General features: G+C 62.7%; 27 protein-coding genes. 19 read left to right on the plus strand and 8 right to left on the minus strand.

Annotation, left to right across the window (positions count from 1 at the left end; all coding sequences use genetic code 11):
• Nucleotides 1-14 precede the first annotated feature (14 nt).
• The 5 genes from motD to J3P85_RS07980 all read left to right on the plus strand — a co-directional run bounded on the left by motD (nt 15) and on the right by J3P85_RS07980 (nt 3,667).
• Nucleotides 15-899 carry a flagellar motor protein MotD gene (gene motD / locus J3P85_RS07960; RefSeq protein ID WP_053120307.1) on the plus strand — a complete coding sequence of 295 codons (885 nt, stop codon included), beginning with the start codon at nt 15-17 and terminating at the stop codon, nt 897-899.
• Nucleotides 900-948: 49 nt separating this feature from the next.
• A complete protein-coding gene (locus tag J3P85_RS07965) occupies nt 949-1,740 on the plus strand; it encodes a ParA family protein (protein WP_053120309.1) in 792 nt (263 codons plus the stop codon).
• Nucleotides 1,741-1,836: 96 nt separating this feature from the next.
• Nucleotides 1,837-2,712 carry a CheW domain-containing protein gene (locus J3P85_RS07970; protein ID WP_434705404.1) on the plus strand — a complete coding sequence of 292 codons (876 nt, stop codon included), beginning with the start codon at nt 1,837-1,839 and terminating at the stop codon, nt 2,710-2,712.
• Between the two features lie 72 nt (nt 2,713-2,784).
• Nucleotides 2,785-3,270 (plus strand): chemotaxis protein CheW, encoded by a 486-nt coding sequence (locus J3P85_RS07975; RefSeq protein ID WP_003199144.1) that lies wholly within the window; start codon nt 2,785-2,787, stop codon nt 3,268-3,270.
• A 1-nt stretch (nt 3,271) separates the two neighbouring features.
• Entirely contained in the window at nt 3,272-3,667 is a 396-nt protein-coding gene (locus J3P85_RS07980; RefSeq protein WP_003183966.1) for a DUF2802 domain-containing protein, read from the plus strand.
• Between the two features lie 1,068 nt (nt 3,668-4,735).
• Here J3P85_RS07980 and J3P85_RS07985 read toward each other — a convergent pair.
• Complete coding sequence (locus J3P85_RS07985) at nt 4,736-5,065, minus strand: EscU/YscU/HrcU family type III secretion system export apparatus switch protein (protein WP_434705405.1); 330 nt, start codon at nt 5,063-5,065, stop codon at nt 4,736-4,738.
• The gene (locus J3P85_RS07990) at nt 5,062-6,633 is read right to left on the minus strand and encodes a flagellar hook-length control protein FliK (protein WP_434705406.1); all 1,572 of its coding nucleotides are present in this window, start codon (nt 6,631-6,633) and stop codon (nt 5,062-5,064) included. The genes J3P85_RS07985 and J3P85_RS07990 overlap by 4 nt, the downstream gene beginning before the upstream one ends.
• Before the next feature lie 200 nt (nt 6,634-6,833).
• Between J3P85_RS07990 and ccmA the strand changes: the two genes are divergently transcribed.
• The 11 genes from ccmA (at nt 6,834) to J3P85_RS08045 (ending at nt 16,758) form a co-directional block, all read left to right on the plus strand.
• Nucleotides 6,834-7,469, plus strand: coding sequence for a cytochrome c biogenesis heme-transporting ATPase CcmA (gene ccmA / locus J3P85_RS07995; protein ID WP_434705407.1), 636 nt, complete (start codon nt 6,834-6,836; stop codon nt 7,467-7,469).
• On the plus strand, nt 7,466-8,134 hold the full coding sequence (gene ccmB, locus J3P85_RS08000; protein WP_003183957.1) for a heme exporter protein CcmB: 669 nt from the start codon (nt 7,466-7,468) through the stop codon (nt 8,132-8,134). Before ccmA ends, ccmB begins: the two co-directional genes overlap by 4 nt.
• Before the next feature lie 94 nt (nt 8,135-8,228).
• On the plus strand, nt 8,229-8,984 hold the full coding sequence (locus J3P85_RS08005; RefSeq protein ID WP_081352495.1) for a heme ABC transporter permease: 756 nt from the start codon (nt 8,229-8,231) through the stop codon (nt 8,982-8,984).
• The gene (ccmD, locus tag J3P85_RS08010) at nt 8,981-9,157 is read left to right on the plus strand and encodes a heme exporter protein CcmD (protein ID WP_003199159.1); all 177 of its coding nucleotides are present in this window, start codon (nt 8,981-8,983) and stop codon (nt 9,155-9,157) included. The genes J3P85_RS08005 and ccmD overlap by 4 nt, the downstream gene beginning before the upstream one ends.
• Nucleotides 9,154-9,609 carry a cytochrome c maturation protein CcmE gene (gene ccmE, locus J3P85_RS08015; protein ID WP_186704692.1) on the plus strand — a complete coding sequence of 152 codons (456 nt, stop codon included), beginning with the start codon at nt 9,154-9,156 and terminating at the stop codon, nt 9,607-9,609. Before ccmD ends, ccmE begins: the two co-directional genes overlap by 4 nt.
• Nucleotides 9,610-9,612: 3 nt before the next feature.
• Nucleotides 9,613-11,601, plus strand: coding sequence for a heme lyase CcmF/NrfE family subunit (locus J3P85_RS08020; RefSeq protein ID WP_434705408.1), 1,989 nt, complete (start codon nt 9,613-9,615; stop codon nt 11,599-11,601).
• Nucleotides 11,598-12,134 carry a DsbE family thiol:disulfide interchange protein gene (locus J3P85_RS08025; protein WP_186728631.1) on the plus strand — a complete coding sequence of 179 codons (537 nt, stop codon included), beginning with the start codon at nt 11,598-11,600 and terminating at the stop codon, nt 12,132-12,134. The genes J3P85_RS08020 and J3P85_RS08025 overlap by 4 nt, the downstream gene beginning before the upstream one ends.
• On the plus strand, nt 12,131-12,604 hold the full coding sequence (locus tag J3P85_RS08030; protein WP_434705409.1) for a cytochrome c-type biogenesis protein: 474 nt from the start codon (nt 12,131-12,133) through the stop codon (nt 12,602-12,604). The genes J3P85_RS08025 and J3P85_RS08030 overlap by 4 nt, the downstream gene beginning before the upstream one ends.
• Entirely contained in the window at nt 12,597-13,799 is a 1,203-nt protein-coding gene (gene ccmI, locus J3P85_RS08035) for a c-type cytochrome biogenesis protein CcmI (RefSeq protein WP_434705410.1), read from the plus strand. The genes J3P85_RS08030 and ccmI overlap by 8 nt, the downstream gene beginning before the upstream one ends.
• Before the next feature lie 14 nt (nt 13,800-13,813).
• Nucleotides 13,814-14,221 (plus strand): hypothetical protein, encoded by a 408-nt coding sequence (locus J3P85_RS08040; protein ID WP_434705411.1) that lies wholly within the window; start codon nt 13,814-13,816, stop codon nt 14,219-14,221.
• A gap of 443 nt (nt 14,222-14,664) precedes the next feature.
• On the plus strand, nt 14,665-16,758 hold the full coding sequence (locus J3P85_RS08045; protein ID WP_434705412.1) for an LTA synthase family protein: 2,094 nt from the start codon (nt 14,665-14,667) through the stop codon (nt 16,756-16,758).
• A gap of 63 nt (nt 16,759-16,821) precedes the next feature.
• Here J3P85_RS08045 and J3P85_RS08050 read toward each other — a convergent pair whose 3' ends face one another.
• On the minus strand, nt 16,822-16,974 hold the full coding sequence (locus J3P85_RS08050; protein WP_003183939.1) for a DUF3309 family protein: 153 nt from the start codon (nt 16,972-16,974) through the stop codon (nt 16,822-16,824).
• A 301-nt stretch (nt 16,975-17,275) separates the two neighbouring features.
• Here J3P85_RS08050 and J3P85_RS08055 point away from each other — a divergent pair, with 301 nt between their 5' ends.
• From J3P85_RS08055 to csrA, 3 genes are all read left to right on the plus strand, one after another.
• On the plus strand, nt 17,276-18,091 hold the full coding sequence (locus J3P85_RS08055) for an SDR family oxidoreductase (RefSeq protein WP_434705413.1): 816 nt from the start codon (nt 17,276-17,278) through the stop codon (nt 18,089-18,091).
• Nucleotides 18,092-18,148: 57 nt separating this feature from the next.
• Entirely contained in the window at nt 18,149-18,481 is a 333-nt protein-coding gene (locus tag J3P85_RS08060) for a YnfA family protein (RefSeq protein ID WP_434705414.1), read from the plus strand.
• 151 nt (nt 18,482-18,632) lie between these two features.
• Complete coding sequence (gene csrA, locus J3P85_RS08065; protein ID WP_053120338.1) at nt 18,633-18,833, plus strand: carbon storage regulator CsrA; 201 nt, start codon at nt 18,633-18,635, stop codon at nt 18,831-18,833.
• Here the strand turns inward: csrA and J3P85_RS08070 are convergent.
• The 5 genes from J3P85_RS08070 to mnmC form a co-directional block, all read right to left on the minus strand.
• Entirely contained in the window at nt 18,822-19,049 is a 228-nt protein-coding gene (locus tag J3P85_RS08070) for a YheU family protein (protein WP_003199186.1), read from the minus strand. The genes csrA and J3P85_RS08070 overlap by 12 nt on opposite strands.
• 192 nt (nt 19,050-19,241) lie before the next feature.
• Nucleotides 19,242-20,432 carry an osmoprotectant NAGGN system M42 family peptidase gene (locus J3P85_RS08075; protein ID WP_284739109.1) on the minus strand — a complete coding sequence of 397 codons (1,191 nt, stop codon included), beginning with the start codon at nt 20,430-20,432 and terminating at the stop codon, nt 19,242-19,244.
• A 185-nt stretch (nt 20,433-20,617) separates the two neighbouring features.
• Nucleotides 20,618-22,363 (minus strand): N-acetylglutaminylglutamine synthetase, encoded by a 1,746-nt coding sequence (gene ngg, locus J3P85_RS08080; protein WP_434705415.1) that lies wholly within the window; start codon nt 22,361-22,363, stop codon nt 20,618-20,620.
• Between the two features lie 3 nt (nt 22,364-22,366).
• Nucleotides 22,367-24,139 (minus strand): N-acetylglutaminylglutamine amidotransferase, encoded by a 1,773-nt coding sequence (locus J3P85_RS08085; protein ID WP_434705416.1) that lies wholly within the window; start codon nt 24,137-24,139, stop codon nt 22,367-22,369.
• Nucleotides 24,140-24,415: 276 nt separating this feature from the next.
• Nucleotides 24,416-26,398 carry a bifunctional tRNA (5-methylaminomethyl-2-thiouridine)(34)-methyltransferase MnmD/FAD-dependent 5-carboxymethylaminomethyl-2-thiouridine(34) oxidoreductase MnmC gene (gene mnmC, locus J3P85_RS08090; RefSeq protein ID WP_434705417.1) on the minus strand — a complete coding sequence of 661 codons (1,983 nt, stop codon included), beginning with the start codon at nt 26,396-26,398 and terminating at the stop codon, nt 24,416-24,418.
• Nucleotides 26,399-26,413 lie beyond the last annotated feature (15 nt).

Genomic DNA, 26,413 nt, shown 5'->3' on the forward strand with positions numbered 1-26,413 from the left:
GGGGGATATGGAGCATGGCACGTCGCAGGCATCGTGAAGAACACGTCAACCATGAACGCTGGCTGGTTTCCTACGCCGACTTCATCACGCTGCTGTTCGCTTTTTTCGTGGTCATGTATTCGATTTCGTCAGTCAACGAAGGCAAGTACAAAGTCATTTCCGAGGCGTTGATCGGGGTCTTCACTGATTCCGACCGCGCTCTCAAGCCCATTCCGATCGGCGAGGAACGGCCCAAGACCACCACGCCAGCCAAACCCTTGGTCAAGGACAGCGAGCAGGTCGACGCCGGTATCGCCGGCAGTAGCGATCCGTTGAAAAGTATTGCCGACGACATCAGCGCGGCGTTCGGCGATCTGATCAGCTCCAACCAGATGACCGTGCGCGGCAACGAGCTGTGGGTCGAGATCGAACTCAATTCCAGCCTGTTGTTCGGCAGTGGCGACGCCATGCCCAGCGACATGGCGTTCAACATCATCGATAAGGTCGCGGCGATCCTCAAGCCGTTCGACAACCCGATCCACGTCGAAGGCTTCACCGACGACCAGCCGATCCGTACCGCGCAATATCCGACCAACTGGGAACTGTCCTCGGCCCGCTCGGCGAGCATCGTGCGCATGCTGGCGATGCAGGGACTCAATCCCGGGCGCTTGGCATCGGTGGGGTATGGCGAGTTCCAGCCGGTGGCCAACAACGCCACTGCTGAAGGGCGTGCGCGCAACCGTCGCGTAATATTGGTGGTGTCGCGCAACCTCGATGTGCGTCGCAGCCTGACCGGTACCGGTACGGCCAATGCAACCCCGGACGCGGCATTGAAGCGGGCTGGCACACAAACTGCACCGGCACCGGTCAAGTCGCCGGGAAGACAGAGTGCCGTCAATTCTCCGTCACCCGCTTTATAACCGAGCTATTTCTCGGTCGAGCCTGTTTCGGCCGGGAGGAACGATCCGAATGAGAGTCTGGGCAGTCGCCAATCAAAAAGGTGGTGTGGGCAAGACCACATCTTCCATCGCTTTAGCCGGGTTGCTGGCCGAGGCGGGCAAGCGCGTGGTCATCGTCGACCTGGACCCCCACGGCTCGATGACCAGTTATTTCGGCTACGATCCCGACAGCCTGGAGCACAGTAACTACGACCTGTTCCTGCACAAGGGCGTGGTGCCCGAGGGCCTGCCGGGGCAGTTGCTGTTGTCCACCAGCGACGAGCGGATTTCCCTGTTGCCGTCGAGCACTGCGCTGGCGACCCTGGAGCGACAGTCGCCTGGGCAGAGTGGCCTGGGCCTGGTGATCGCCAAGAGTCTGGCGCAGCTGTGGCAGGATTTCGATTACGCGATCATCGACAGCCCGCCGTTGCTGGGTTTGCTGATGGTCAATGCCCTGGCGGCCAGCCAGCAGTTGGTGATCCCGGTGCAGACCGAGCATTTGGCGGTCAAGGGCCTGGAGCGCATGGTCAATACCCTGGCGATGGTCAATCGTTCGCGCAAGCAGACGCTGGCCTTCAACATCGTGCCGACCCTGTTCGACCGTCGCACCCAGGCGTCCCTGGGCACCCTGCGCGTCTTGCGGGACATGTACCCGGAGGACATCTGGCAAGGCTATATCCCCGTTGATACGCGCCTGCGCGATGCCAGCCGTGCCGGTGTGACCCCTTCGCAATTCGATGGCAAGAGCCGTGGCGTACTGGCTTACCGGGCGCTGCTCAAGCACCTGCTGGCCCAACAGCTTGTTCCGCAGCAGGTGGCTTAAGGTGACGAGGCTTTCCACTGGCATCGTGTTCGTTCGCGAGCACTCAAGTCCTAGCGCATTCATGCCGATAACCTCTTCAAGTGGCGCACTGTTCCCATGAGCCGCCCGATAAAGACAACCTCGCGTCCGCAAATGGCCCTGCAGTCCTATCTGGATGGGCTGTTGCAGGAAGCGACCGAAGAACTACCACCGCCGCCAAGCGTGATCGAGGCGTTGCCCGACCCCGTCGAAGCCGAGGGTGTGCTGGATGAATTTCAAGCGGCCGTGCTCGAAGAGCAGGCCCGTGATGCACGCAAACCAGTGGTGGCTGCGGCGGTCGAAGCACCGCTCATCAAGCCGCAACTGGCAGTGATTCAAGCACCAGCGCCGATCCTGGCGCCGGTCTCGACCGTTGCCCCGTTGCTGCAGAGCCTGGTGACGCCGGTGGTGGAAGTCCACTTGCCGCCGAGCAGTCCGCCGCCACCGGTGCCGGGCGACGACCGTCCGGCCTGGGCGGCCGAGCCGTTCGAGTGTTTGTTGTTCGATGTGGCCGGGTTGACCCTGGCAGTGCCGCTGGTCTGCCTGGGATCGATCTACTCCCTGGCCGGTCAGGAATTGACGCCGTTGTTTGGCCAGCCGGAATGGTTCCTCGGGATCCTGCCGAGCCAGGCCGGCAACCTGAAGGTGCTGGATACGGCGCGCTGGGTCATGCCGGACCGTTATCGCGATGACTTTCGCCAGGGCTTGCAATACGTGATTTCGGTGCAAGGTTATGAGTGGGGATTGGCGGTGCACCAGGTCAGCCGTTCGCTGCGCCTGGACCCGAACGAGATCAAGTGGCGCAGCCATCGAGGGCAACGGCCATGGCTGGCCGGTACGGTGATCGAGCACATGTGCGCCTTGCTGGACGTTTCCGAACTGGCGGAGCTGATCGCCAGCGGCGGGGCAAAACACTTGGGCGGCAGCAAGAAGCCGGTCCAGAAACCGAAATAAGACAACCGGTGGCGCGCAGCGTCACCGGACAGAATACACGCCGCCACAGGCGGTTTTTCGAGGGGTCAGGGTATGAATGATAAGGCGTCGTCTCAAAAGGGTTCTGAAGATCCGATTCTGCAATGGGTGACCTTCAAGCTCGATAACGAAACCTACGGCATCAACGTGATGCGCGTTCAGGAAGTGCTGCGCTATACCGAGATCGCCCCGGTACCGGGTGCACCGAGCTATGTGCTGGGCATCATCAACCTGCGCGGCAACGTGGTCACCGTGATCGATACCCGTCAGCGCTTCGGCCTGATGAACGCCGAGATCAGCGACAACACCCGGATCGTCATCATCGAAGCCGACAAGCAAGTGGTTGGCATCATGGTCGACAGCGTCGCCGAAGTGGTTTACCTGCGCCAGTCGGAAATCGAAACCGCGCCGAACGTGGGTAACGAAGAGTCCGCCAAGTTCATTCAGGGCGTGTGCAACAAGAACAACGAGTTGCTGATTCTGGTTGAACTGGACAAGATGATGAGCGAAGAAGAGTGGTCGGAACTGGAGAGTATCTGATTTGATTCTTGAGGTAGCAGTCATTGTCCTGTTCCTTTTCTGGGCAGGCACGCTGGCGATGTTCTTGGCATACATACGTGGCCAGCGGCAGATCGCCGCTCAGCAGGCCCAGGGCGATGCGCTGCGCGACCAGCGCATCAAGGACCTGGCCAAGCGCGTCGACGATTACCAGAACGGCACCGTGCGCATGGGCGAAGCGCTCCATGAGCTGCGTGCCGTGGTTGCGCCGTTGCCGGACAAACTCGCCCAATTGGAACAGCGCGACCCCTCCAGCCTGTCTTTCGCCCAGGCCGCCCGCCTGGTAGGCATGGGCGCCAGCGTCGACGAACTGACCCAAGCCTGCGGCCTGACCCAGGCCGAGGCGGAGTTGATGAGCAAGCTGCACAAGGGCGGCTGATCGCGTTACTCCGATCGAAATGTGGGAGCGAGCTTGCTCGCGATAGCGGTGTTCCGGTCAAATCAATATCGACTGACAGGGCCCCATCGCGAGCAAGCTCGCTCCCACAGGTTTTTCTGCTGCTCACGCCTGATCATTCCAGCCCACGCAGCGCTTGTGGCGAGGGAGCTTGCTCCCGCTGGCCTGCGAAGCGGGCCCCCGCAGCAGACCGTATCGCCCGGTTTTGCGACTGCTGCGCAGCCGAGCGGGAGCAAGCTCCCTCGCCACGATGTCGCGTCCTGCCGCAGATCCACTGTGGGAGCGAGCTTGCTCGCGATAGCGGTGTGCCAGTCAAATCAATATTGACTGACAGGGCCCCATCGCGAGCAAGCTCGCTCCCACAGGTTTTTCTGCTGCTCACGACTGATCATTCCAGCACACGCAGCGCTTGTGGCGAGGGAGCTTGCTCCCGCTGGCCTGCGAAGCGGGCCCCAGCATTGTTCCCAGGCAGACCGTATCGCCCGGTTTTGCGACTGCTGCGCAGCCGAGCGGGAGCAAGCTCCCTCGCCACGATGTCGCGTCCTGCCGCAGATTCAATGTGGGAGCGAGCTTGCTCGCGATAGCGGTGTTCCGGTCAAATCAATATCGACTGACAGGGCCCCATCGCGAGCAAGCTCGCTCCCACAGGTTTTTCTGCTGCTCACGCCTGATCATTCCAGCCCACGCAGCGCTTGTGGCGAGGGAGCTTGCTCCCGCTGGCCTGCGAAGCGGGCCCCCGCAGCAGACCGTATCGCCCGGTTTTGCGACTGCTGCGCAGCCGAGCGGGAGCAAGCTCCCTCGCCACGATGTCGCGTCCTGCCGCAGATCCACTGTGGGAGCGAGCTTGCTCGCGATAGCGGTGTTCCGGTCAAATCAATATCGACTGACAGGGCCCCATCGCGAGCAAGCTCGCTCCCACAGGTTTTCTGGCGCGCCAATCTTTCCAGCCCAGCCCCTGTGGCGAGGGGATTTATCCCCGCTCGGGTGCGCAGCAGCCGCAAAAATGGGGTCGCTGCGCAACCCAGCGGGGATAAATCCCCTCGCCACAGATCAGTAATCGTCACCGCGGTCGGTCACATCCTTCTCGACACTCGGCCCGTGCGGGTCATAGCCTTGGGGAAACTTGCCCTTGAGGTTCCAGGCGAACGCGATGATCTCGGCAATCGTGCGGTACAGTTCCTCCGGGATGCTGTCCCCCAGCTCCATCCGTGCCAGCAACTTCACCAGTTCGGCATTTTCATAGATTGGTACTTCGCTTTCGCGGGCGATGCGCAGGATTTCCTCGGCCAGGGCCTCGTCGCCCTTGGCGGTGAGGGTCGGGGCGTGGTGGCCGTCGTACTTGAGGGCGATGGCCTGGCGGGGTTCGGTGTGGGTGGTCATGCGGTTTCGTCCACCCAGCGTTGTTCCAGGCGAGTCTTGGGACCTTGGGGCGGAGTGCCGAGGTGGCAGTCCAGATCACCGACGTTCAGGCCACAGGTCACAAGGCGTTCACGCAAGGCGGTCAAGTTGCTTTCGATCAGGCTCGCGGTGTACGGCCGTTCTGCCCATAACTGGCTGGACAGGCTACCGCTGAGCAACTGGGCCTGGACCTGCAAGGGGCCGAGCGGTTCCACGTCGAACGCCAGTTCCACCCGCCAGAGCTGCTGTTTCGGCTCGCGTTCTTCCCGGCGTTCGTCGGGGTGTTCCCGGGGCGGGGTTTCCTCGCGCTGGAACTTGACCTGCAATGGCACGATGTCCTGCAGGTTGCGCATCGGGATCTCCAACTGCCAGGTACTCATCAGTCGGCCGTCGTCGGTCAGGCCGGTCTGTTCAAGGCTCGACAACTGATGGCTTTGCAGGCGCGACACGGCCGCGGCGGCCAGGCGCAGCAGGTGTTCCAGGTCGCCTTCTTCGTCCTGCTCTTTCAGCTGCCGGGAGGGCAGCGGAAAGCTGGTGGGTGACGGTTTGGCGCTGACCTGGCCGAGCATCCCCAGGGCACTGCGTACGAAACTCGGCAGGGCCTGGGCCAGCGTGTTGGCGGCAATGATGGCACCGAGGTTGGTCGAGGCGGGCAGGGCCGGTGTCAGCTGGGCAATCAGTTTCAGCAGGTCGCCCTTCATGTCCGGCGCCAGGTTCGGTGGCTGTCCGGCGAGCAGTTTACTTTCCAGGAACACACCGCTGGCGATCATGGCCTGGGCCACGCCCTTGGGCGTGCTCAGTTGCTGGGCATCCGGCAGGCCTGCCAGCAAGCGAGTCACCGCCGCACGCAGCTGTGTTTCTGTGTCATCAGTGACGGGGAGGTTTTGCAGCGCAGTGATCAGGCCGTCCAGCGAGCCCTGGCGGCTGACTTGGGTGACCAGTTGCTGGCTCACCGCCAGTTGCTCCTGACGGTTGCTCAGGGGTACGAATTTCAGCGTCTGGGCATCTTGCACCTGGGCGCTCAAGAGTGTGCCGATGCGCAGCGGTTGGGGACTGTCGATGTCCAGGGTGCTGCCAGCCTGGGCGGTGTTGAGCAGGCTCACCAACGACCGGTAGACCACCGGCTGTCCGGGTAAGGCGGGCAACGCCTGGCTGGTCAACACCTTGCCTTGCAGCAACGTGCCCACCGGCATCTGCGCGGTGTCGATCCGCGTCAAGGTGGCAACGCTGGAAGCAACGGCCTGTTGCACGGCAATCGCCAAGTTGCTGGCGGACGGCTGGGTCACGGCCAGGCTGGTGCCCTGGGGCAGTGGCTGGGTGCTGGTGGCCTGTACGGTGGCCTGTCGACCGCTTTCCAGGGTGACCTTGAGCAGTAGCTGAAAAGTCTGGTCCGCCTGCTTGAGCGACAGCACTTCGGCCTTGGCGGTCTGGCCGGGCCCGATCAGCCCTTCGGCTGGCGCCAGCAACTTGAGCAGCTCCCCCGTCACCGTTGGCATACGCGTCGTTGCCGTGGCCTGGGGCAGCGGCAGGATGTTCATGTCGCCTGTCATTTGCGGTCTTACCTTGGGGAAATAAGCTCTCTTGAGAGTAGGTCAGGGCATGTATAATGCCGCCCGTCTTTCAGGGAGTGGCGAAAACCTTGCAATTGTTTGACGCAGCTCTGTGGAACAGGCCGTCAAAGCATCTATGCTGCACCTCTTTAACGGCCGCTGCACCGCCGACTTGAACACCGTATAAGGCCCGCGATCCCTTGACCAGTCCTCTCCTGCAAACCGTTGGCCTCGCCTGTGAGCGAGACTTGCGGCTGCTTTTCGAACATCTGGAATTGAGACTCTCGCCTGGCGACATGGTGCAGATCAGTGGCCCCAACGGCAGTGGCAAGACCAGTCTGTTGCGCCTGCTCGCCGGGTTGATGCAGCCCACCGCAGGGCAAGTGTTGCTTAATGGCCAGCCCTTGCACAGCCAGCGCAGCGAACTGGCCCGTAACCTGCTCTGGATCGGCCACGCCGCGGGCATCAAGGATTTGCTGACCCCCGAAGAAAACCTCAGTTGGCTCTGTGCGCTGCATACGCCGGCCGAGCGCGAGGCGATCTGGCAAGCGTTGGCGGCGGTCGGGCTGCGCGGCTTCGAAGACGTGCCGAGCCACACCCTGTCCGCCGGCCAGCAGCGCCGAGTGGCCTTGGCCCGGTTGTACCTGGACAGCCCGCCGCTGTGGATTCTCGACGAGCCGTTCACGGCCCTGGACAAGCAGGGCGTCGCGCAACTCGAGGAACACCTGGCCCGGCACTGCGAGAACGGCGGCATGGTCCTGTTGACGACCCACCATACGCTGGCGCGGATGCCGTCCGGTTATCGCAATATCGATCTGGGGAACTGGGCCGTATGAGTGTGTTTGGCCTGCTGCTTGCCCGCGAGGCGCGCCTGCTGTTTCGTCGTCCGGCCGAATTGGCCAATCCGCTGGTATTCTTCGCGATTGTCATCGCGCTCTTCCCGTTGGCGGTCGGTCCGGAGACTCAATTGTTGCAAACCTTGTCTCCAGGACTGGTCTGGGTGGCCGCGCTTTTATCGGTCCTGCTCTCGCTGGACGGGCTTTTCCGCAGTGATTTCGAAGACGGCTCACTGGAACAGTGGGTCCTTTCGTCGCACCCCCTGGCCCTTCTGGTTTTGGCCAAGGTACTGGCACACTGGGTTTTTTCCGGGCTGGCACTGGTGCTGCTCTCGCCGCTGCTAGCGATGATGCTGGGCTTGCCCGCCGCGTGCATGCCGGTGCTGCTGGTGTCGCTGCTGCTGGGCACTCCTGTGCTGAGCTTGCTGGGTGCGGTGGGCGCGGCGTTGACGGTGGGTTTGAAGCGCGGCGGCCTGTTGTTGGCGCTGCTGATCCTGCCGTTGTATATCCCGGTGTTGATCCTGGGCAGCGGTGCCTTGCAAGCCGCATTGCAAGGCATGCCCGCGACCGGTTATCTGCTGTGGCTTGGGAGCCTGACCGCCCTGGCGATAACCCTGACACCCTTCGCAATAGCCGCTGGCCTGAAAATCAGCGTCGGCGAATAATAACGAGGCCTGGTCAAAAAATGACCACTTCCCTGGAAGTAAAGGCAGACCCGGCGGTTCGTGATGGCGAACCGCAACCGTGATGGAAACAGCAATGAACTGGACCTGGTTTCATAAGCTCGGCTCACCCAAGTGGTTCTACGGCATCAGCGGCAAACTGCTCCCCTGGTTGAGCCTCTTCGCGCTGCTATTGATGGGTTCTGGCGTGGTCTGGGGCCTGGCCTTCGCCCCGCCGGACTACCAGCAGGGCAACAGCTTTCGCATCATTTATATCCACGTGCCCACGGCCCTGCTGGCCCAGTCCATCTATGTGATGCTGGCGGTGTGCGGTGTGGTCGGGCTGGTGTGGAAGATGAAACTGGCCGACGTGGCGCTGCAATGTGCCGCCCCCATCGGCGCCTGGATGACCGCCGTGGCGCTGGTCACCGGGGCCATCTGGGGCAAGCCGACCTGGGGTTCTTGGTGGGTCTGGGATGCGCGGCTGACCTCGATGCTGATCCTGCTGTTCCTGTACTTCGGTCTTATTGCGCTGGGCAACGCCATCAGCAATCGTGACAGCGCGGCCAAGGCCTGCGCGGTGCTGGCGATTGTCGGCGTGATCAACATCCCGATCATCAAGTATTCGGTGGAGTGGTGGAACACCCTGCACCAGGGCGCGACCTTCACCCTGACCGAAAAACCGGCGATGCCCGTCGAAATGTGGCTGCCGCTGCTGCTGACGGTACTGGGCTTCTACTGTTTCTTTGGCGCGGTGTTGTTGCTGCGCATGCGCCTGGAAGTGCTCAAGCGCGAGTCCCGGGCCAGTTGGGTGAAGGCCGAAGTACAGAACAGCCTGGAGGCCGCTCGATGAGTTTCGCGTCATTCGGCGATTTCCTCGCCATGGGCCATCATGGCCTGTATGTCTGGTCAGCCTATGGCATTTGCCTGGTGGTGCTGGCCCTCAACGTGGCGGTGCCGATCCTGGCCCGCAAGCGGTATCTGCAACAAGAGGCGCGTCGTCTGCGCCGGGAGAACGGTCAGTGAATCCGCTGCGCAAAAAACGTCTTGTCATCATTCTGGCGATCCTGGTGGGTGTCGGTGCCGCGGTCGGCCTGGCTCTCAGCGCCTTGCAGCAGAACATCAACCTGTTCTACACCCCGACCCAGATCGCCAATGGCGAAGCGCCGAAAGACACGCGCATCCGCGCCGGCGGCATGGTGGAGCAGGGCTCACTGGTGCGTTCCGGGGATTCGCTGGACGTGAAATTCAATGTCACCGATTTCAGCAAGACCGTGACCATCACCTATCGCGGCATTCTCCCGGACCTGTTCCGCGAAGGGCAGGGCATCGTCGCCCTGGGCAAGCTCAACGCTGACGGCGTAGTGGTCGCCGATGAAGTGCTGGCCAAGCACGATGAGAAATACATGCCGCCGGAAGTGACCAAGGCCCTGAAAGACAGCGGCCAGTCGGCACCCGCGCCAGTGAAGGAGGGCTGACCGATGACGGCTGGTATCTTTATTCCCGAGTTGGGCCACCTGGCGATGATCCTGGCCCTGTGTTTCTCCCTGGTCCAGGCCGTGGTGCCCCTGCTCGGTGCCTGGCGTGGCGACCGGTTGTGGATGGGCCTGGCACAGCCGGCGGCATGGGGGCAGTTCGCGTTCCTGCTGTTCGCCTTCGGTTGCCTGACCTACGCGTTCATGGCTGACGATTTTTCCGTGGAGTACGTCGCCAGCAACTCCAACAGCGCCTTGCCCTGGTATTACAAGTTCAGCGCGGTGTGGGGCGCCCACGAAGGGTCGCTGTTGTTGTGGGCATTGATTCTCGCGGGCTGGACCTTCGCCGTCTCGGTGTTCTCCCGGCAACTGCCACGGGTGATGCTCGCCCGCGTACTGGCGATCATGGGCATGATCAGCACCGGTTTCCTGCTGTTCCTGATCGTCACGTCCAACCCGTTCGAGCGCATCCTGCCGCAGATGCCGATGGATGGCCGCGACCTCAACCCACTGCTGCAAGACATCGGCCTGATCGTTCACCCGCCGATGCTCTACATGGGCTACGTCGGTTTTTCCGTGGCCTTCGCCTTCGCCATCGCCGCGTTGCTCGGCGGGCGCCTCGATGCCGCCTGGGCGCGCTGGTCGCGGCCGTGGACCATCGTCGCCTGGGCCTTCCTCGGTGTCGGTATCACGTTGGGCTCCTGGTGGGCCTACTACGAACTGGGCTGGGGCGGCTGGTGGTTCTGGGATCCGGTGGAAAACGCATCCTTCATGCCTTGGCTGGTGGGTACCGCGCTGATTCACTCCCTCGCCGTCACGGAAAAGCGCGGTGTGTTCAAGAGCTGGACCGTGCTGCTGGCCATCGCGGCGTTCTCGTTGAGCCTGTTGGGCACGTTCCTGGTGCGTTCCGGCGTGCTGACGTCGGTGCATGCCTTTGCCTCGGACCCTGAACGTGGCGTGTTCATCCTGATGTTCCTGCTGTTCGTCGTTGGCGGTTCGCTGACGCTGTTCGCCCTGCGTGCCCCGGTGGTCAAGAGCCAGGTCGGCTTCAACCTCTGGTCGCGGGAAACCCTGTTGCTGGGCAACAACCTGGTGCTGGTGGTGGCGGCGTCGATGATCCTGCTGGGGACGTTGTACCCGCTGGTGCTCGACGCACTGTCCGGCGCCAAGCTGTCGGTGGGTCCGCCGTACTTCAACGCGTTGTTCATCCCGCTGATGGCGATCCTGATGGTGGTGATGGCCATCGGTATGCTGGTGCGTTGGAAAGACACCCCGGTCAAGTGGCTACTGGGCATGTTGACCCCGGTGCTGCTGGGCACGGCCGCCCTGGCCGTGGTGGCCGGCGTGGCCTACGGCGATTTCAACTGGGCGGTGCTGGCGACGTTCGTGCTGGCGGCCTGGGTGTTGCTGGCCGGCGTCCGGGACATTTTCGACAAGACCCGCCACAAAGGCCTGATCAAAGGCCTGCCATCCCTGACCCGCAGTTATTGGGGCATGCAGATCGCCCACCTGGGCATCGCCGTCTGCGCCTTGGGCGTGGTGTTGTCCAGCCAGAACAGTGCCGAGCGCGACCTGCGCCTGGCGCCGGGGGAGTCCATGGACCTGGGGGGTTATCAGTTCGTGTTCGAAGGCGCCAAGCATTTCGAAGGGCCGAACTTCACCTCTGACAAAGGCACTGTGCGGGTCATTCGCAACGGTCAGGAAATCACCGTGCTGCACCCGGAAAAACGCCTCTACACCGTGCAGAACTCGGTCATGACCGAAGCCGGGATCGATGCCGGGTTCACTCGCGATCTCTACGTGGCCCTGGGCGAGTCCCTGGGCGACGGCGCGTGGGCAGTGCGTGTTCATGTCAAGCCGTTCGTGCGCTGGATCTGGTTCGGTGGCTTGCTCACCGGCCTGGGCGGGGTACTGGCGGCGCTGGATCGACGCTATCGAGTCAAGGTGAGAACCCGGGTGCGTGAAGCCCTGGGCGTGACGGGAGCCACTGCATGAAACGTTGGTTGATGCTGTTGCCGCTGGCGCTGTTCCTGTTGATGGCGGTGTTCTTGTACCGGGGGTTGTACCTGAACCCGAGCGAGTTGCCCTCGGCGATGATCGGCAAGCCATTCCCGGAGTTTTCCCTGCCTTCGGTGCAAGGCGACAAGACCCTGACCCGCGCCGACCTGCTGGGCAAGCCGGCGCTGGTCAACGTGTGGGGCACCTGGTGCATTTCCTGCCGGGTCGAGCACCCGGTGCTGAACAAGCTGGCCCAGAACGGCGTGGTGATCTACGGCGTCAACTACAAGGACGTCAATGCCGACGCTCTGAAGTGGCTGGCCGAGTTTCACAATCCGTACCAATTGGACATTCGTGACGAAGACGGCTCCCTGGGCCTGAACCTGGGCGTCTATGGCGCGCCGGAAACCTTCTTCATCGATGCCAAGGGCGTGATCCGCGACAAGTTCGTCGGTGTGATCGACGAACAGGTCTGGCGCGAGAAACTGGCCGCCAAATACCAGTCCCTGGTGGACGAGGCCAAGCCATGAAGCGCTGGTTAGCCGCTGCCATCCTGGGGTTGAGCCTGGTATGCGTGGCCCAGGCCGCCATCGACACCTACGAATTCGCCAACGACGGCGAGCGCGAGCGGTTTCGCGAGCTGACCAAGGAACTGCGCTGCCCCAAATGCCAGAACCAGGACATCGCCGACTCCAACGCCCCGATTGCCGCCGACCTGCGCAAGGAAATCTTCCGCATGCTCGGCGAGGGCAAGGACAACCAGCAAATCATCGACTTCATGGTCGATCGCTACGGTGAGTTCGTGCGCTACAACCCCGCCCTGTCCTCCAAGACCGCGGTGCTTTGGTTCGGCCCCGCCGGGCTGTTGCTCGGTGGTCTCGTGATCATCGCAGTCATCGTGCGCCGGCGCCGGGTCCAGCGCACGGCCGCACCGGACACGCTTTCTGTCGAAGAGCGCCAGCGCCTCGACCAACTGTTGGATAAAACCAAGCATGATTGATTTCTGGCTCGCCGCAGGTCTGCTTCTCCTGGTTGCCCTGAGTTTTCTGTTGATCCCTGTACTGCGTGGTCGTCGCGCTCAACGCGAAGAGGACCGCACCGCCCTCAACGTGGCGCTGTATCAGGAGCGCGTGGCCGAACTGCAAGCCGAGCGGGAGGAGGGCGTGCTCAACGCCGCGCAACTGGACACCGGTCGTGCCGAAGCCGCCCGGGAGCTGCTCGCCGACACCGAGGGCGCCGATGCGCCGCGCGAATCCCGGCTAGGCAAACCGTTGCCGTTGCTCGCCGCCGTATTGGTGCCGGTGCTGGGCCTGGCGCTGTACCTGCATTTCGGTGCCAGTGACAAGGTCGAGCTGACCCGCGAATTCGCCCAGGCGCCGCAGTCGATGGAAGAGATGACCCAGCGCCTGGAACGCGCGGTGGCGGCGCAGCCGGACTCGGCCGAAGGCCTGTATTTCCTCGGGCGTACCTACATGGCCCAGGATCGGCCCGCGGATGCGGCGAAGATCTTCGAGCGCACCGTGGCGGTCGCCGGTCGCCAACCGGAACTGTTGGGCCAGTGGGCCCAGGCGCAGTATTTCGCCGATGGCAAGAAATGGTCGGATAAGGTCCAGGCCTTGACCGACGAAGCGCTCAAGCTCGATCCGAAGGAAGTCACCAGTCTTGGCCTGTTGGGCATCGCCGCATTCGAAGGCGAACGCTACCAGGAGGCGATCGATTATTGGGGGCGCCTGCTCGCGCAGTTGCCGGAAGGTGACAAATCCCGTGAGGCCCTACAGGGCGGCATTACCCGGGCCACCGAGAAACTGCAAGCCAGCGGCGGCAAAGTCGTCCAGGCCCCGCAGGCCAAGACCGGTGCATTGCTCAAGGTTCGCGTCGACCTGGCGCCGGAGCTCAAGGCCAAGGTGCAGCCGGGCGACAGCGTGTTCATCTTTGCCCGCGCCGTTTCCGGCCCGCCGGCACCCCTGGCCGCCAAGCGCCTGACAGTGGCCGATCTGCCGGTCACGGTAGAACTGGGCGATGCGGACGCCATGATGCCCCAGTTGAAACTGTCGAACTTCCCCGAAGTCCAACTGATGGCGCGCATCTCCCGGGCCGGCCAGCCGACCGCCGGTGAGTGGATCGGCCGCAGCCAGCCCCTGGCGAGCAGCACCACGGCGCAACAACAATTGACCATCGACAGCCCGGATAAATAACAGGAATTCGCACCATGACCGCCATCGCTCGTATCACCCTGCTCACGCTCGTCATGGGCCTGAGCGCTTGCGCGGTCCAGCGTCCGCCGGAGCCCTCGGCGCCACTGCCACCGATTCCACCGTCGACCCCGACCACCAAGCCGGCCCCGTCCACGCCTCCTGGCAAGCCAGTCATCTCGAACAAACCGGCCAAGCCGGTGCCACGTACCTCCGCCAGTTTCGCCCCGCCACCGGGTGGCAACAGCCATTGGGACGCCAAGCTGGGGGTCTATGTGCTGGATAACCAGACCAATACGTTCTACCGCCAGCGCACCTATTTCCGCTGGAACAACGGTTGGAGCCGTTCCGTCAGCCCGAACGGCCCGTGGGAAGAAACCACCATCGAAGGCGTGCCGGCGGGGCTGGGGCGCAAGTTCCACTGAAAGTGATCGTTTAACACTGATCTGGAAGTGATCGGCAACCCTGTGGCGAGGGAGCTTGCTCCCGCTGGGCTGCGAAGCAGCCCCAATCCAGCCACCGCGGTCTGTCGGGCATATTTCGCTATCCAGGTTTTACGACTGCTGCGCAGCCGAGCGGGAGCAAGCTCCCTCGCCACAATCAAGTCCTCTACCACAACAGCGTTCGGCACAACCGTGCAGTAGGCCGGGCTTTTTGTGTTTCCGAATATTCTTTGAACGAAATTTTCACTAAATCTTGCGGACAATCCCCCGCGCTCATATCGCCGCCGGTTATTTAATGGCAATGCCGTAGCCGTTCGTGCAACATTTGCGCACTCGCGCAAGCCCCGGGGCCAGGCTTTGGCCAACAGAGGGCGCGCCGTTGTTTCTTTTTTGTCACTCCAACTCCAATAGGGTCCTTAAACGACATGGCAATCCCGGACGCCCTGAGTCAGCAGCGCACCACGCATCGCCTGCTGCAACCGACCGTCAAATCGCACCTGGCCTACACGTTGCTTTGCGCCCTGGTGATGATGGTCATGCTGAGCCTGCTGCGCGTGGCGCTGCTGGTCTACAACCGCGAGATGATCCTCGACACCCCGGCCTCGACCTTCGTTGAAGCGTTTTTCAATGGCCTGCGCTTCGACTTGCGCCTGGTGGTCTACCTCAGCATCCCGTTGCTGCTGGCATTGTTCAGCGCAAGGGCCATGGCCGCCCGTGGCTTCTTTCGTTTCTGGCTGACCATAACCTCCAGTGTTGCGCTGTTCCTCGGCTTGATGGAGATGGACTTCTACCGTGAATTCCACCAGCGCCTCAACGGCCTGGTCTTCCAGTATGTGAAGGAAGACCCGAAAACCGTGATGAGCATGCTCTGGTACGGTTTTCCGGTAGTGCGCTACCTGCTGGCCTGGGTGGGCGGCACCCTTATCCTGAGCCTGGCGTTCAAGGGCGCCGACCATGCCACCCGCCCGCGTGGGCCGTTCAGCGGCGGCAGCATCGGCACGCGTCAGCTCGCCCCGTGGTACGCGCGTGTCGCGGTGTTCATGGTTTGCCTGCTGGTGGCCGTGGCCGCTGCGCGCGGTACCCTGCGCCAAGGTCCGCCACTGCGTTGGGGCGACGTCTATACCACCGATTCGAACTTCGCCAACCAGTTGGGCCTCAATGGCACCTTGTCGCTGGTGGCGGCGGCCAAGAGCCGGATGTCCGAAGACCGCGACAACATCTGGAAAGCCACCCTGGCGCAACCGCTGGCACAGCAGACCGTGCGCGACATGCTGGTGATGCCTGACGACAAACTCGTGGACACCGAGACAGCCGCCGTGCGCCGCGACTACACGCCGCCAGCGGACAAGACCCTGCCGATCAAGAACGTGGTCGTGATTCTCATGGAGAGCATGGCCGGTCACTCGGTGGGCGCCCTGGGCGCGCCGGGCAACATCACGCCTTACCTGGACAAACTGTCCAAGGAAGGCCTGTTGTTCGACCGTTTTTTCTCCAATGGCACCCACACCCACCAAGGCATGTTCGCCACCATGGCGTGCTTCCCGAACCTGCCGGGTTTCGAATACCTGATGCAGACGCCGGAGGGCAGCCACAAGCTGTCGGGCCTGCCGCAACTGCTCAGCGCCCGCAACTACGACGACGTGTATGTCTACAACGGCGATTTTGCCTGGGACAACCAGTCGGGTTTCTTCAGCAGCCAGGGCATGACCACGTTCATCGGGCGTAACGACTACGTGAACCCGGTGTTCTCCGACCCGACCTGGGGCGTGTCCGACCAGGACATGTTCGACCGGGGCCTGATCGAACTCAAGGCGCGGGAAAACGGCAAGCCGTTCTATGCGTTGCTGCAGACCCTGTCCAACCATACGCCTTATGCGCTGCCGACGCCGTTGCCGGTGGAGCCGGTCACTGACCGTGGCCGCCTGAACGAACATCTGACCGCCATGCGTTACTCCGATTGGGCGCTGGGCCAGTTCTTCGAGAAGGCCCGCAAGGAACCTTACTTCAAGGAAACCCTGTTCGTCGTGGTCGGTGACCATGGCTTCGGCAACGAGCGCCAGATCACCGAGATGGACCTGGGCCGCTTCAATGTGCCGATGCTGCTGATCGGGCCGGGCGTCCAGGAAAAATTCGGCCAGCGCAACCACACCATTGGCACCCAGGTCGATATCGTCCCGACCATCATGGGCCGGCTCGGCGGAGAAGTGCGCAACCAGTGCTGGGGCCGCGACCTGTTGAATCTGCCGCCAGGCGACACCGGTTTTGGCGTGATCAAACCGTCGGGTAGCGATCAGACCACCGCACTTATCCACGACGACAAGATCCTGGTGTTGCCGGAGGAAAAGGCAATGGCACCGAAACTGTTCCGTTATCAACTGGGCGCCAATCCACATGCAGAGGTCATCCCGGATGCACCGGAGACGGCTGAGATGAAGCTCAAGCTCGAATCGTTCCTGCAAACCGCGACCAAGAGCCTGCTGGATAACACCGCCGGCGTGATTGACGGCAAGCCGGACTGAGAAACGGCGAGCATAAAAAAAGAGGCCTGCAGAGGCCTCTTTTTTTTGCGCTTACTTAGTGGTTTATATCTTGCCCAGTAATAGCAGGACCAACAGCACCACCAACACTACACCGATGATACCGGACGGACCGTAACCCCAACTTCTGGAGTGCGGGAAGACCGGAAGACCACCGATCAGCAGGAGGATCAGAATAATGATAAGTATTGTGCCCATCGTAGATTTCCTTATTGGTTGGTTCTGGAGTGATGCAACTTCCAACTACCAGCGCGCATGTGTTAAATCCGGGCGGCTTAATAAGTCCGACCGTAACGTCCTGTAAAAAATTCAAAGTTTTTGTAGGCGCTGGTAGGCGCTGTCGAGTGAAACGAGGCTGCGATCTTTCCTGACGCTTTCATCAGACAGCCCTACCAGCTCCTACAGTTTGCCCTCGCCATTCAGCAATCTGATGGAGCGTGGGTCCGGCAGGCGCCTTCGCTACACTCGGCCTATCTCTCCCGGAACAAGGCTGTTTGCTATGCAAAATCGCATGATGATCACAGGGGCCGGCTCCGGCCTGGGTCGCGAAATCGCGCTGCGCTGGGCTCGTGAAGGCTGGCGCCTGGCCTTGTCGGATGTCAGCGAGCCGGGCTTGGTGGAAACTCTGAAATTGGTGCGCGCTGCCGGTGGTGAAGGCTTCATCCAGCGTTGCGATGTGCGCGACTACAGCCAGTTGACGGCGTTCGCCCAGGCTTGCGAAGAAAAGCTCGGCGGTATCGATATCATCGTCAACAACGCCGGCGTTGCCTCGGGTGGGTTTTTCAGTGAACTGTCCCTGGAAGATTGGGACTGGCAGATCGCGATCAACCTGATGGGCGTCGTCAAGGGCTGCAAGGCGTTCCTGCCATTGCTGGAAAAGAGCCGCGGCAAGATCATCAACATCGCCTCCATGGCGGCCTTGATGCAGGGGCCAGCCATGAGCAACTACAACGTGGCCAAGGCGGGTGTCGTGGCGTTATCGGAAAGCCTGCTGGTGGAACTGGCGCAGCAGGAAGTCGGCGTCCACGTGGTGTGCCCGTCGTTTTTCCAGACCAATCTGCTGGACTCCTTCCGAGGGCCGACCCCAGCCATGAAGGCTCAGGTCGGCAAGTTGCTGGAAAGCTCACCGATCAGCGCTGCCGACATTGCCGACTACATCTACCAGCAAGTCGCCGACGGCCAGTTCATGATCCTGCCCCATGAGCAAGGGCGCATGGCCTGGGCGCTCAAGCAGAAGAACCCACAGTTGCTCTACGACGAAATGACCGCCATGGCCGACAAGATGCGCGCCAAGGCCCGCCAGAACCTGAATTGACCTGGCTGCGCGATGTCCTCAGGATGGCGCCATTCGGCCCTCTTGATGGACATCTGCATGCTCAACTACCTGTGGTTCTTTCTCGCCGCGCTGTTTGAAATCGCCGGTTGCTACGCCTTTTGGATGTGGCTGCGCCAGGGCAAGAGCGCCTGGTGGATCGCCCCGGCGCTGCTCAGCCTGACCTTGTTCGCGCTGTTGCTGACCCGCATCGAAGCGACTTACGCCGGGCGCGCCTACGCCGCCTATGGCGGTATCTATATCGTTGCCTCGATCGGTTGGCTGGCCGTGGTGGAGCGGGTCCGGCCACTGGGTTCCGACTGGATTGGCGTGGCGCTCTGCGTGTTGGGGGCGAGCGTGATTCTATTCGGCCCACGGCTCTCAGCTTCCTGAAATAACCTACGGTTCGCCAGGTTTTTGCAGGACGTTTCCTTCAGTCGCAAGAACTTTGCTTGTAGGGCCTTACTGAATTCTCGCCGGTGTCTTGAGAACGGAAAGCAGGCCGGGCATGGTCAGGGTCCAGACATTCTTAAGGACAAGAACCATGCTCGTATTAAGCCGTGCTGTGGGCGAGTTGATTTCCATCGGTGACGATATTTCCGTCCGGGTGCTGTCGGTCAGTGGCACCACCGTGCGTTTTGGCGTCGAAGCGCCACGGCACGTCGATGTCCATCGCTCCGAAATCTATGAAAAGATCCAGAGGAAAAAGGCTAACGCCGCCCGCAAGGCCTGTTCAGTCGAATAGGTGCTTGGGCACGTCGTGCTTGAGCATCAGTTGGCACTGTTCGCTTTCCGGGTCGAAGACAATCAAGGCCTGGCCTTTGGTCAGGGCTTGCCGGACCCGTAGCACCCGCGTCTCCAGGGGCGTGTCGTCACCGTTGTCGGTGCCGTCGCGGGTCACGAAATCTTCGATCAGGCGAGTGAGCGTGTCGACTTCGAGTTGGTCGTGGGGGATGAGCATGGGGGACCTCGGCTAGACAATAGGGGGATGCTACGGCCAATGGGCTTTTGCGGCTAGCCTGGGTTTTGTGGTGGCTGGTCTATCGCCATCGCGAGCAAGCTCGCTCCCACAGGGTTCTGAGGCGTACTGCAGACCCCATGTGGGAGCGAGCTTGCTCGCGATGGCGATAGACCAGGCAATGAAAGCGCTGGATCAATTATCCGACCGCTGCCCCACCAGGCTATCCACCGACGGCACCCGGGTATCGCTTTCCATCTGGGCATCGTGCTCGATCTGATGGCTGAAGCGATCCAGGGAGCCTTGGGCCGGTTGCGCGTCGCTGGCGAACACCGGTGGGCTGAGGATGTAGGCGCCGAGCAGGCGGCTAAGGGCGGCCAGGCTGTCGATGTGGGTGCGTTCGTAGCCATGGGTGGCGTCGCAGCCGAAGGCGAGCAGGGCGGTACGGATATCGTGGCCAGCGGTGATGGCCGAATGAGCGTCGCTGAAGTAATAGCGGAACAGGTCGCGGCGTGCCGAGATGTCGTTCTCCTTGGCCAGTTTCAGCAAATGCCGCGACAGATGATAGTCGTAGGGGCCGCCGGAGTCCTGCATCGCCACGCTGACCGAATGTTCGCTCGAGTGCTGGCCAGGGGCGACGGGCGCGATGTCGATGCCGACGAACTCGCTGACGTCCCAGGGCAGTGCGGCCGCTGCGCCGCTGCCGGTTTCCTCGGTGATGGTGAACAGGGGGTGACAGTCGATCAGCAGTTCCTCGCCACTGTCGACAATCGCCTTGAGCGCCGCCAGCAGTGCCGCGACCCCGGCCTTGTCGTCCAAGTGCCGGGCGCTGATGTGACCGCTTTCGGTGAATTCCGGCAAGGGGTCGAAGGCCACGTAATCGCCGATGCCCACCCCCAGGGTTTCGCAATCGGCGCGGGTGGCGCAATAGGCGTCCAGGCGCAATTCGATGTGGTCCCAACTGATGGGCATTTCATCCACGGCGGTGTTGAACGCGTGACCGGAGGCCATCAATGGCAGCACGCTGCCACGAATCACGCCGGTGTCGGTGAACAAGCTGACCCGGCTGCCTTCGGCAAACCGGCTGGACCAGCACCCCACCGGAGCCAGGGTCAGGCGACCGTTGTCCTTGATGGCCCGCACCGAGGCACCGATGGTATCCAGGTGCGCCGACACGGCCCGGTCGGGGCTGCTCTTGCGGCCCTTGAGCGTGGCGCGGATCGTGCCACGACGGGTCATTTCAAAGGCGATACCCAGCTCTTCGAGCCGCTCGGCGACGTAGCGCACGATGGTGTCGGTGAAGCCGGTCGGGCTGGGGATGGCGAGCATTTCCAGCAGGACCTTTTGCAGGTATTCGAGATCCGGTTCGGGAATTTTGCTGATCATGGAAACTCCTGATGGGTTGAGCGCATCGATGGTTTCGATGAGTGTGTTCGACTGTGGATGCTGGGTGTGCCTGAACTGGCCTCATCGCGAGCAAGCTCGCTCCCACATGGGATCTGCAGTGCGCCTCAGAACCCTGTGGGAGCGAGCTTGCTCGCGAGGGGGACTGTTCTGGCACCACACCTCTGCTAAGCCACCGTCTGGCTATGAGGAAACAACAGATCCACAAAACGCTCGGCGGTGGGTTGGGGTTCGTGGTTGGCTAAACCTGCGCGTTCGTTGGCTTCGATGAACACATACTCGGGTTGATCGGCCGCCGGCACCAGCAGGTCAAGGCCGACCATGGGGATGTCCAGCGCCCGCGCGGCGCGCACCGCCGCATCGGCAAGGGTCGGATGCAGGATACCGGTGACATCTTCCAGGACGCCGCCGGTATGAAGGTTCGCTGTACGGCGTACGAACAGGTGCTCTCCGGCCGGCAGGACGCTGTCGTAGTCGTACCCCGCCGCATTGAGGGTGCGCAGGGTCTCGGCGTCCATCGGTATCTTGCTTTCACCACCCGTAGCGGCCTGCCGTCGGCGGCTCTGGGCTTCGATCAGGGCGCCGATGGTGTGCCGGCCGTCGCCAATCACCTCCGCCGGGCGCCGGATCGCCGCCGCCACCACTTCAAAGCCGATCACCAGGATGCGCAGGTCCAGCCCTTCGTGGAAGCTCTCCAGCAGCACCCGGCTATCGAACTGCCGAGCCGCTTCAATGGCGCTCTGCACCTCCTCGATGGTGCGCAGGTCCACCGCCACGCCTTGGCCCTGTTCACCGTCCAGCGGCTTGACCACCACCCGTTCGTGCTCATCGAGAAACGCCAGGTTGTCATCGGCGTTCCCCACCAGCTGTTGCGCCGGCAGGTTCAGGCCGGCGTTTTTCAGCACCTTGTGGGTCAGGCTTTTGTTCTGGCACAGGGTCATGCTGATGGCGCTGGTCAGGTCGCTCAGGGACTCGCGGCAGCGCACCCGGCGGCTGCCGTGGACCAGGGTGAACAAGCCGGCCTCGGCATCGTCCACCTGCACTTCGATGCCGCGCCGGTGAGCTTCTTCGACGATGATCCGCGCATACGGATTGAACTCCGCCTCGGGGCCGGGCCCGAGGAACAACGGCTGGTTGATGCCGTTCTTGCGCTTGATGGCGAAGGTCGAGAGGTTGCGAAAACCGAGTTTGGCGTAGAGATTTTTTGCCTGGCGATTGTCGTGCAGCACCGACAGGTCGAGGTAGCTCAAGCCACGGCTCATGAAATGTTCGATGAGGTGACGCACCAGCACTTCGCCGACACCGGGCCGCGGGCATTGCGGATCGACGGCCAGGCACCAGAGGCTGCTGCCGTTTTCCGGGTCGTTGAAGGCCTTCTGATGATTCAGGCCCATGACGCTGCCGATCACCGCACCGGTATCGTCATCTTCAGCCAGCCAGTACACCGGTCCGCCTTCGTGACGCGGGGTCAGTCGCAGCGGGTCGATGGGCAGCATGCCCCGGGCCTGGTAGAGCTGGTTGATGGCCTGCCAGTCGGTCTCGTTCTGGGCGCGGCGAATGCGGAAGCCGCGAAACACCCGGGTGGACTGGCGGTAGTCGCTGAACCACAGGCGCAAGGTGTCGGATGGATCGAGGAACAGTTGCGCCGGTTCCAGCCCCAGCACCTGCTGGGGCGCGGCCACGTACAAGGCAATGTCGCGTTCGCCGGGTTGTTCGTTGAGCAGTTCCCGGGCCAGGCACGCCGCGTCCGGGAAGGTGTGGCCGATCAGCAGTCGGCCCCAGCCGCAATGTACCGCGATAGGGTCGGCGCCCAATTCGCTGCCGTCTTCGGCCAGGCGTGCCTGCAGGCGTTCATAGGAGGGCGCCTGGCCGCGCAAGAGGCGTTGGTTGTGAACAGTTGCGTGAGGTTTCATCGATCAGATTCCTTGCTCGCTGAGCCACAGGTTCAGCGCCGCCAGCTGCCATAGTCGCGAACCGCGCAACGGCGTGAGCTGCCCGTTGGGGTCGGTGAGCAGGCGGTCGAGCATGGCTGGGTTGAACAGGCCGCGGTCCTGGCTCGGATCCAGCAGCAGTTCGCGAACCCAGGCCAGGGTGTCGCCTTCCAGGTGCTTGAGGCCCGGCACCGGGAAATAGCCTTTCTTGCGGTCGATCACTTCGCTGGGAATCACCCGTCGGGCGGCTTCCTTGAGCACCTGCTTGCCGCCATCGGGCAGCTTGAATTTCGCCGGGACCCGGGCCGAGAGTTCCACCAGGCGATAGTCGAGGAACGGTGTGCGCGCTTCCAGGCCCCAGGCCATGGTCATGTTGTCGACGCGCTTGACCGGGTCGTCCACCAGCATCACCGTGCTGTCCAGGCGCAGGGCCTTGTCCACCGCGGCATCGGCGCCGGGTTGGGCGAAATGCTCCTTGACGAAGTCCCCGGCCGCGTCGTTGGCCGTCAACCAGTTGGGTTGCACAGTGGCGGCGTATTCTTCGTAACTGCGGTCGAAGAATGCCGCGCGATAGGCGGCGTACGGATCGCTGGCGCCATCGACCTGCGGGTACCAGTGATAACCGGCGAACAGCTCATCCGCGCCTTGGCCGCTTTGCACCACTTTGCAATGCTTGGCCACTTCCCGCGACAGCAGGTAGAAGGCGATGCAGTCGTGGCTGACCATCGGCTCGCTCATGGCGCGGAACGCGGCGGGCAGTTGCTCGATGATCTCTTTTTCGTCGATGCGCAGTTGGTGGTGGCGAGTGCCGTAGTGCTTGGCGATCAGGTCCGAATATTGGAATTCGTCACCGCGCTCGCCGCCGGCATCCTGGAAGCCGATGGAGAATGTCGACAAGTCCTCGACGCCGACTTCCCGCAACAGACCCACCAACATACTTGAGTCGACGCCGCCGGACAGCAGCACGCCGACATCGACGGCGGCGCGCTGGCGAATGGCAACCGCTTCCCGGGTGCTGTCGAGCACGCGATCGATCCAGTCTTCCAGGTCCAGGTGCTGTTCATCGGCGCGGGGGCCGTAGGGCAGGGTCCACCAGGTTTTCTGCTCGGTGGTGCCGTCGGCTTCGATGCGCATCCAGGTGGCGGGCGGCAGTTTTTCAACTCCGGCGAGCAAGGTGCGGGGCGCCGGGACCACCGCGTGGAAATTCAGGTAATGGTTGAGAGCCACCGGATCGAGCATCGGATTGATGTCGCCGCCCTTGAGCAGCGCCGGCAATGCCGAGGCGAAGCGCAGGCGCTGGCCGGTGCGCGACAGGTATAGCGGCTTGACGCCGAGGCGGTCGCGGGCGATGAACAGCCGCTTGGCATCGCGCTCCCAAATGGCGAAGGCGAACATGCCGTTGAGCTTGGGCAACAGCGCTTCGCCCCAGGCGTGGTAACCCTTGAGCAGCACTTCGGTGTCGCCACCGGAATAGAAGGTGTAGCCCAGGCCTTCCAGCTCGGTGCGAAGCTCCGGGTAGTTGTAGATCGCGCCGTTGAAGGCCAGGGACAGGCCCAGTTGATTGTCGATCATCGGCTGGGCCGAGCCGTCCGACAGGTCCATGATTTTCAGGCGTCGGTGGCCGAGGGCAATCGGTCCCTGGCTATGAAAACCCCAGGCATCAGGGCCGCGAGGGGCCAGGTGATGGGTGATTCGCTCTACGGCCGCAAGGTCCGCAGGTTGTTGATCGAAACGTAACTCTCCAGCTAATCCGCACATAAGTCCTTACCGGTGTTTCCGTTGGGGAGGGGTCAAGCAGCACGCGCCGAAAGGGCGCGTACTCTGAAACTGACCGGAGGGATTGCTGTGAGTTTTAGATCGATGCGTTATAAGCCGGTGGGTGGGGGTTGCCGCATGCCTCACCGGCTAAGAGGATCCTGTGGGAGCGAGCTTGCTCGCGATGGCAGTGGGTCAGTCAACTCAGATGCCAACTGATCCACCGCTATCGCGAGCAAGCTCGCTCCCACAGGGGATGGGGGGCACTTTCAATGGGTATCAGGCCTTACCTCGAATCAAGGCCCGCAACGCGAACCGGTTCGGATGGCAGGCCTCGGCTACGCTGCGGGGCAGTGGCAGGGGTTCGTTGTCCAGCCAGGCGGCGATCAGTTCGCCCGACAGGGGCGCGGTGATCAGGCCGCGGGAACCGTGGCCGCTGTTGATGTACAGGCCATCGAGCCATGGGCAGGGGGCGTCCGGCACTTGGCGGGCGTCCTTGCCCAGGGCAGCGTAGGCCTCGGTGAAGGCCTGGCGTTCGGCCAGCGGTCCGACAATCGGCAGGTAATCCGGGCTGGTGCAACGAAACGCCGCGCGGCCTTCGAGGTGGTGCGGGTCCAGGGTGCCAGCATCCAGGCGCTCCACCAGGTCGTGGGAGATCTCTTCGAGCATCTGCAGATTGCCGGCATGCTCGGCAGCGGTGGGGGTCAGATCGTCGCTATTGAAATCGAAACTGGCGCCCAGGGTATGTTCGCCCAGCCGCGGTGGCGCCACATATCCTTCGGCGCAGACTACCGTCGCCAGGCTCTGGCTGCGGCTGGTTTGCGGCAACCGCGTGATCTGCCCGCGAATGCGCTTGAGCGGCAAACCAGCGGCAGGTTCGAAGCGTCTGATCTCGGCAGCGCTGGCGAGGATCACCACTGGCGCACTGGCCAGGCAGCGTTCGCTGTCCCATGCCGACCATTGGCCGTCGACTCGGCGCAGGTGCAGCACGTCATGATGGGATCGCACATCAATTGCCGGCCCCGAGGCTTGCCAGCGACACAGCGCCGGCGGATGAACCCAACCGCCTTCGGGATAAAACAAGCCGCCACAGGCCAGGCCGATGCCGGCGCGAAGCTGGGCCTCGGACTGACCCAGTGAATGCAGCAAATCCGCTGGGAACGCCTCGGCCAGTTGCGCCTGGCGCTCGGCTTCCTTGCTGTTGAAGGCCAGTTGCAAGACGCCACAGGCATCCCAGTCAACGCCGCGTTGCAGTTGCTCCAGCACGCGGCGGGTGTAGCCGAAGCCGCTGAGGATCATCTGCGACAACGCGGTGCCATGGGCCGACAATTTGAGGTACAGCACGCCTTGGGGGTTGCCGGACGCTTCCTCGGCCAACCCGGCATGACGCTCCAGCAGCGTCACCTGCCAGCCACGGGCGGCGAGGCTCGCCGCGCTGGCGCAACCGGCCAGGCCACCGCCGATGACCAAGGCCCGACGCTCGCCGGTGGGCGGCAAGGGGCGGGCGTACCAGGGTTTTGCCAGGGACGGCGCGGGTGTCTGCTCGGGCCAGCCAAGAAACACGCCGCGCAGGATTTCCCATTTATGGCCAATGCCCGGTATGCGCTTCATCTTGAAGCCTGCCGCGTTCAGCAACCGCCGAACCCAACCGGTGCTGGTAAAGGTACTGAGGGTAGCGCCGGGTGCGGCCAGCCGGGCCAGTTCGGCGAACAGCTCGGCGGTCCACATCTCGGGATTCCTGGCTGGGGCAAAGCCGTCGAGGAACCAGGCATCGATCTGCCCGTCCAACTGCGGCAACTGCTCCAGGGCATCACCGATCAACAAGGTCAGCGTCACCCGGCCATTGGCCAGGACCAGGCGCTGGAAACCCTGGTGGATCGCCACGTACTGCTCAAGCAATTGTTCCGCTTGAAGGCTCAGTTGCGGCCACAGGGCCAGGGCCCGGCGCAAGTCTTCGGGGCTCAAGGGATACTTCTCGACGCTGACGAAGTGCAGCCGAGCGCCTGCTGGCGCGCTCTGTTCGAACAATTGCCAGGCGCAGAGAAAATTCAAGCCGGTGCCAAACCCGGTTTCGCCGATCACCAGCCGCCCGCCAGCGGCCAGCGCAGCGAAGCGCTCGGCCAGGTTGTTCTGCTCGAGGAACACATAACGGGTTTCATCCAGGCCCGACTGATCGGAAAAATACACATCGTCGAACACCCGCGAACGCGGGCGCCCCTGTTCATCCCAGTCGAGTTGGGCGTGTTGCTGGATGGGCGTCATGGCAGGCTCGGTCAA

Source organism: Pseudomonas sp. Z1-12, from assembly GCF_051132015.1.
Classification (GTDB): Bacteria; Pseudomonadota; Gammaproteobacteria; order Pseudomonadales; family Pseudomonadaceae; genus Aquipseudomonas; species Aquipseudomonas zanjanensis.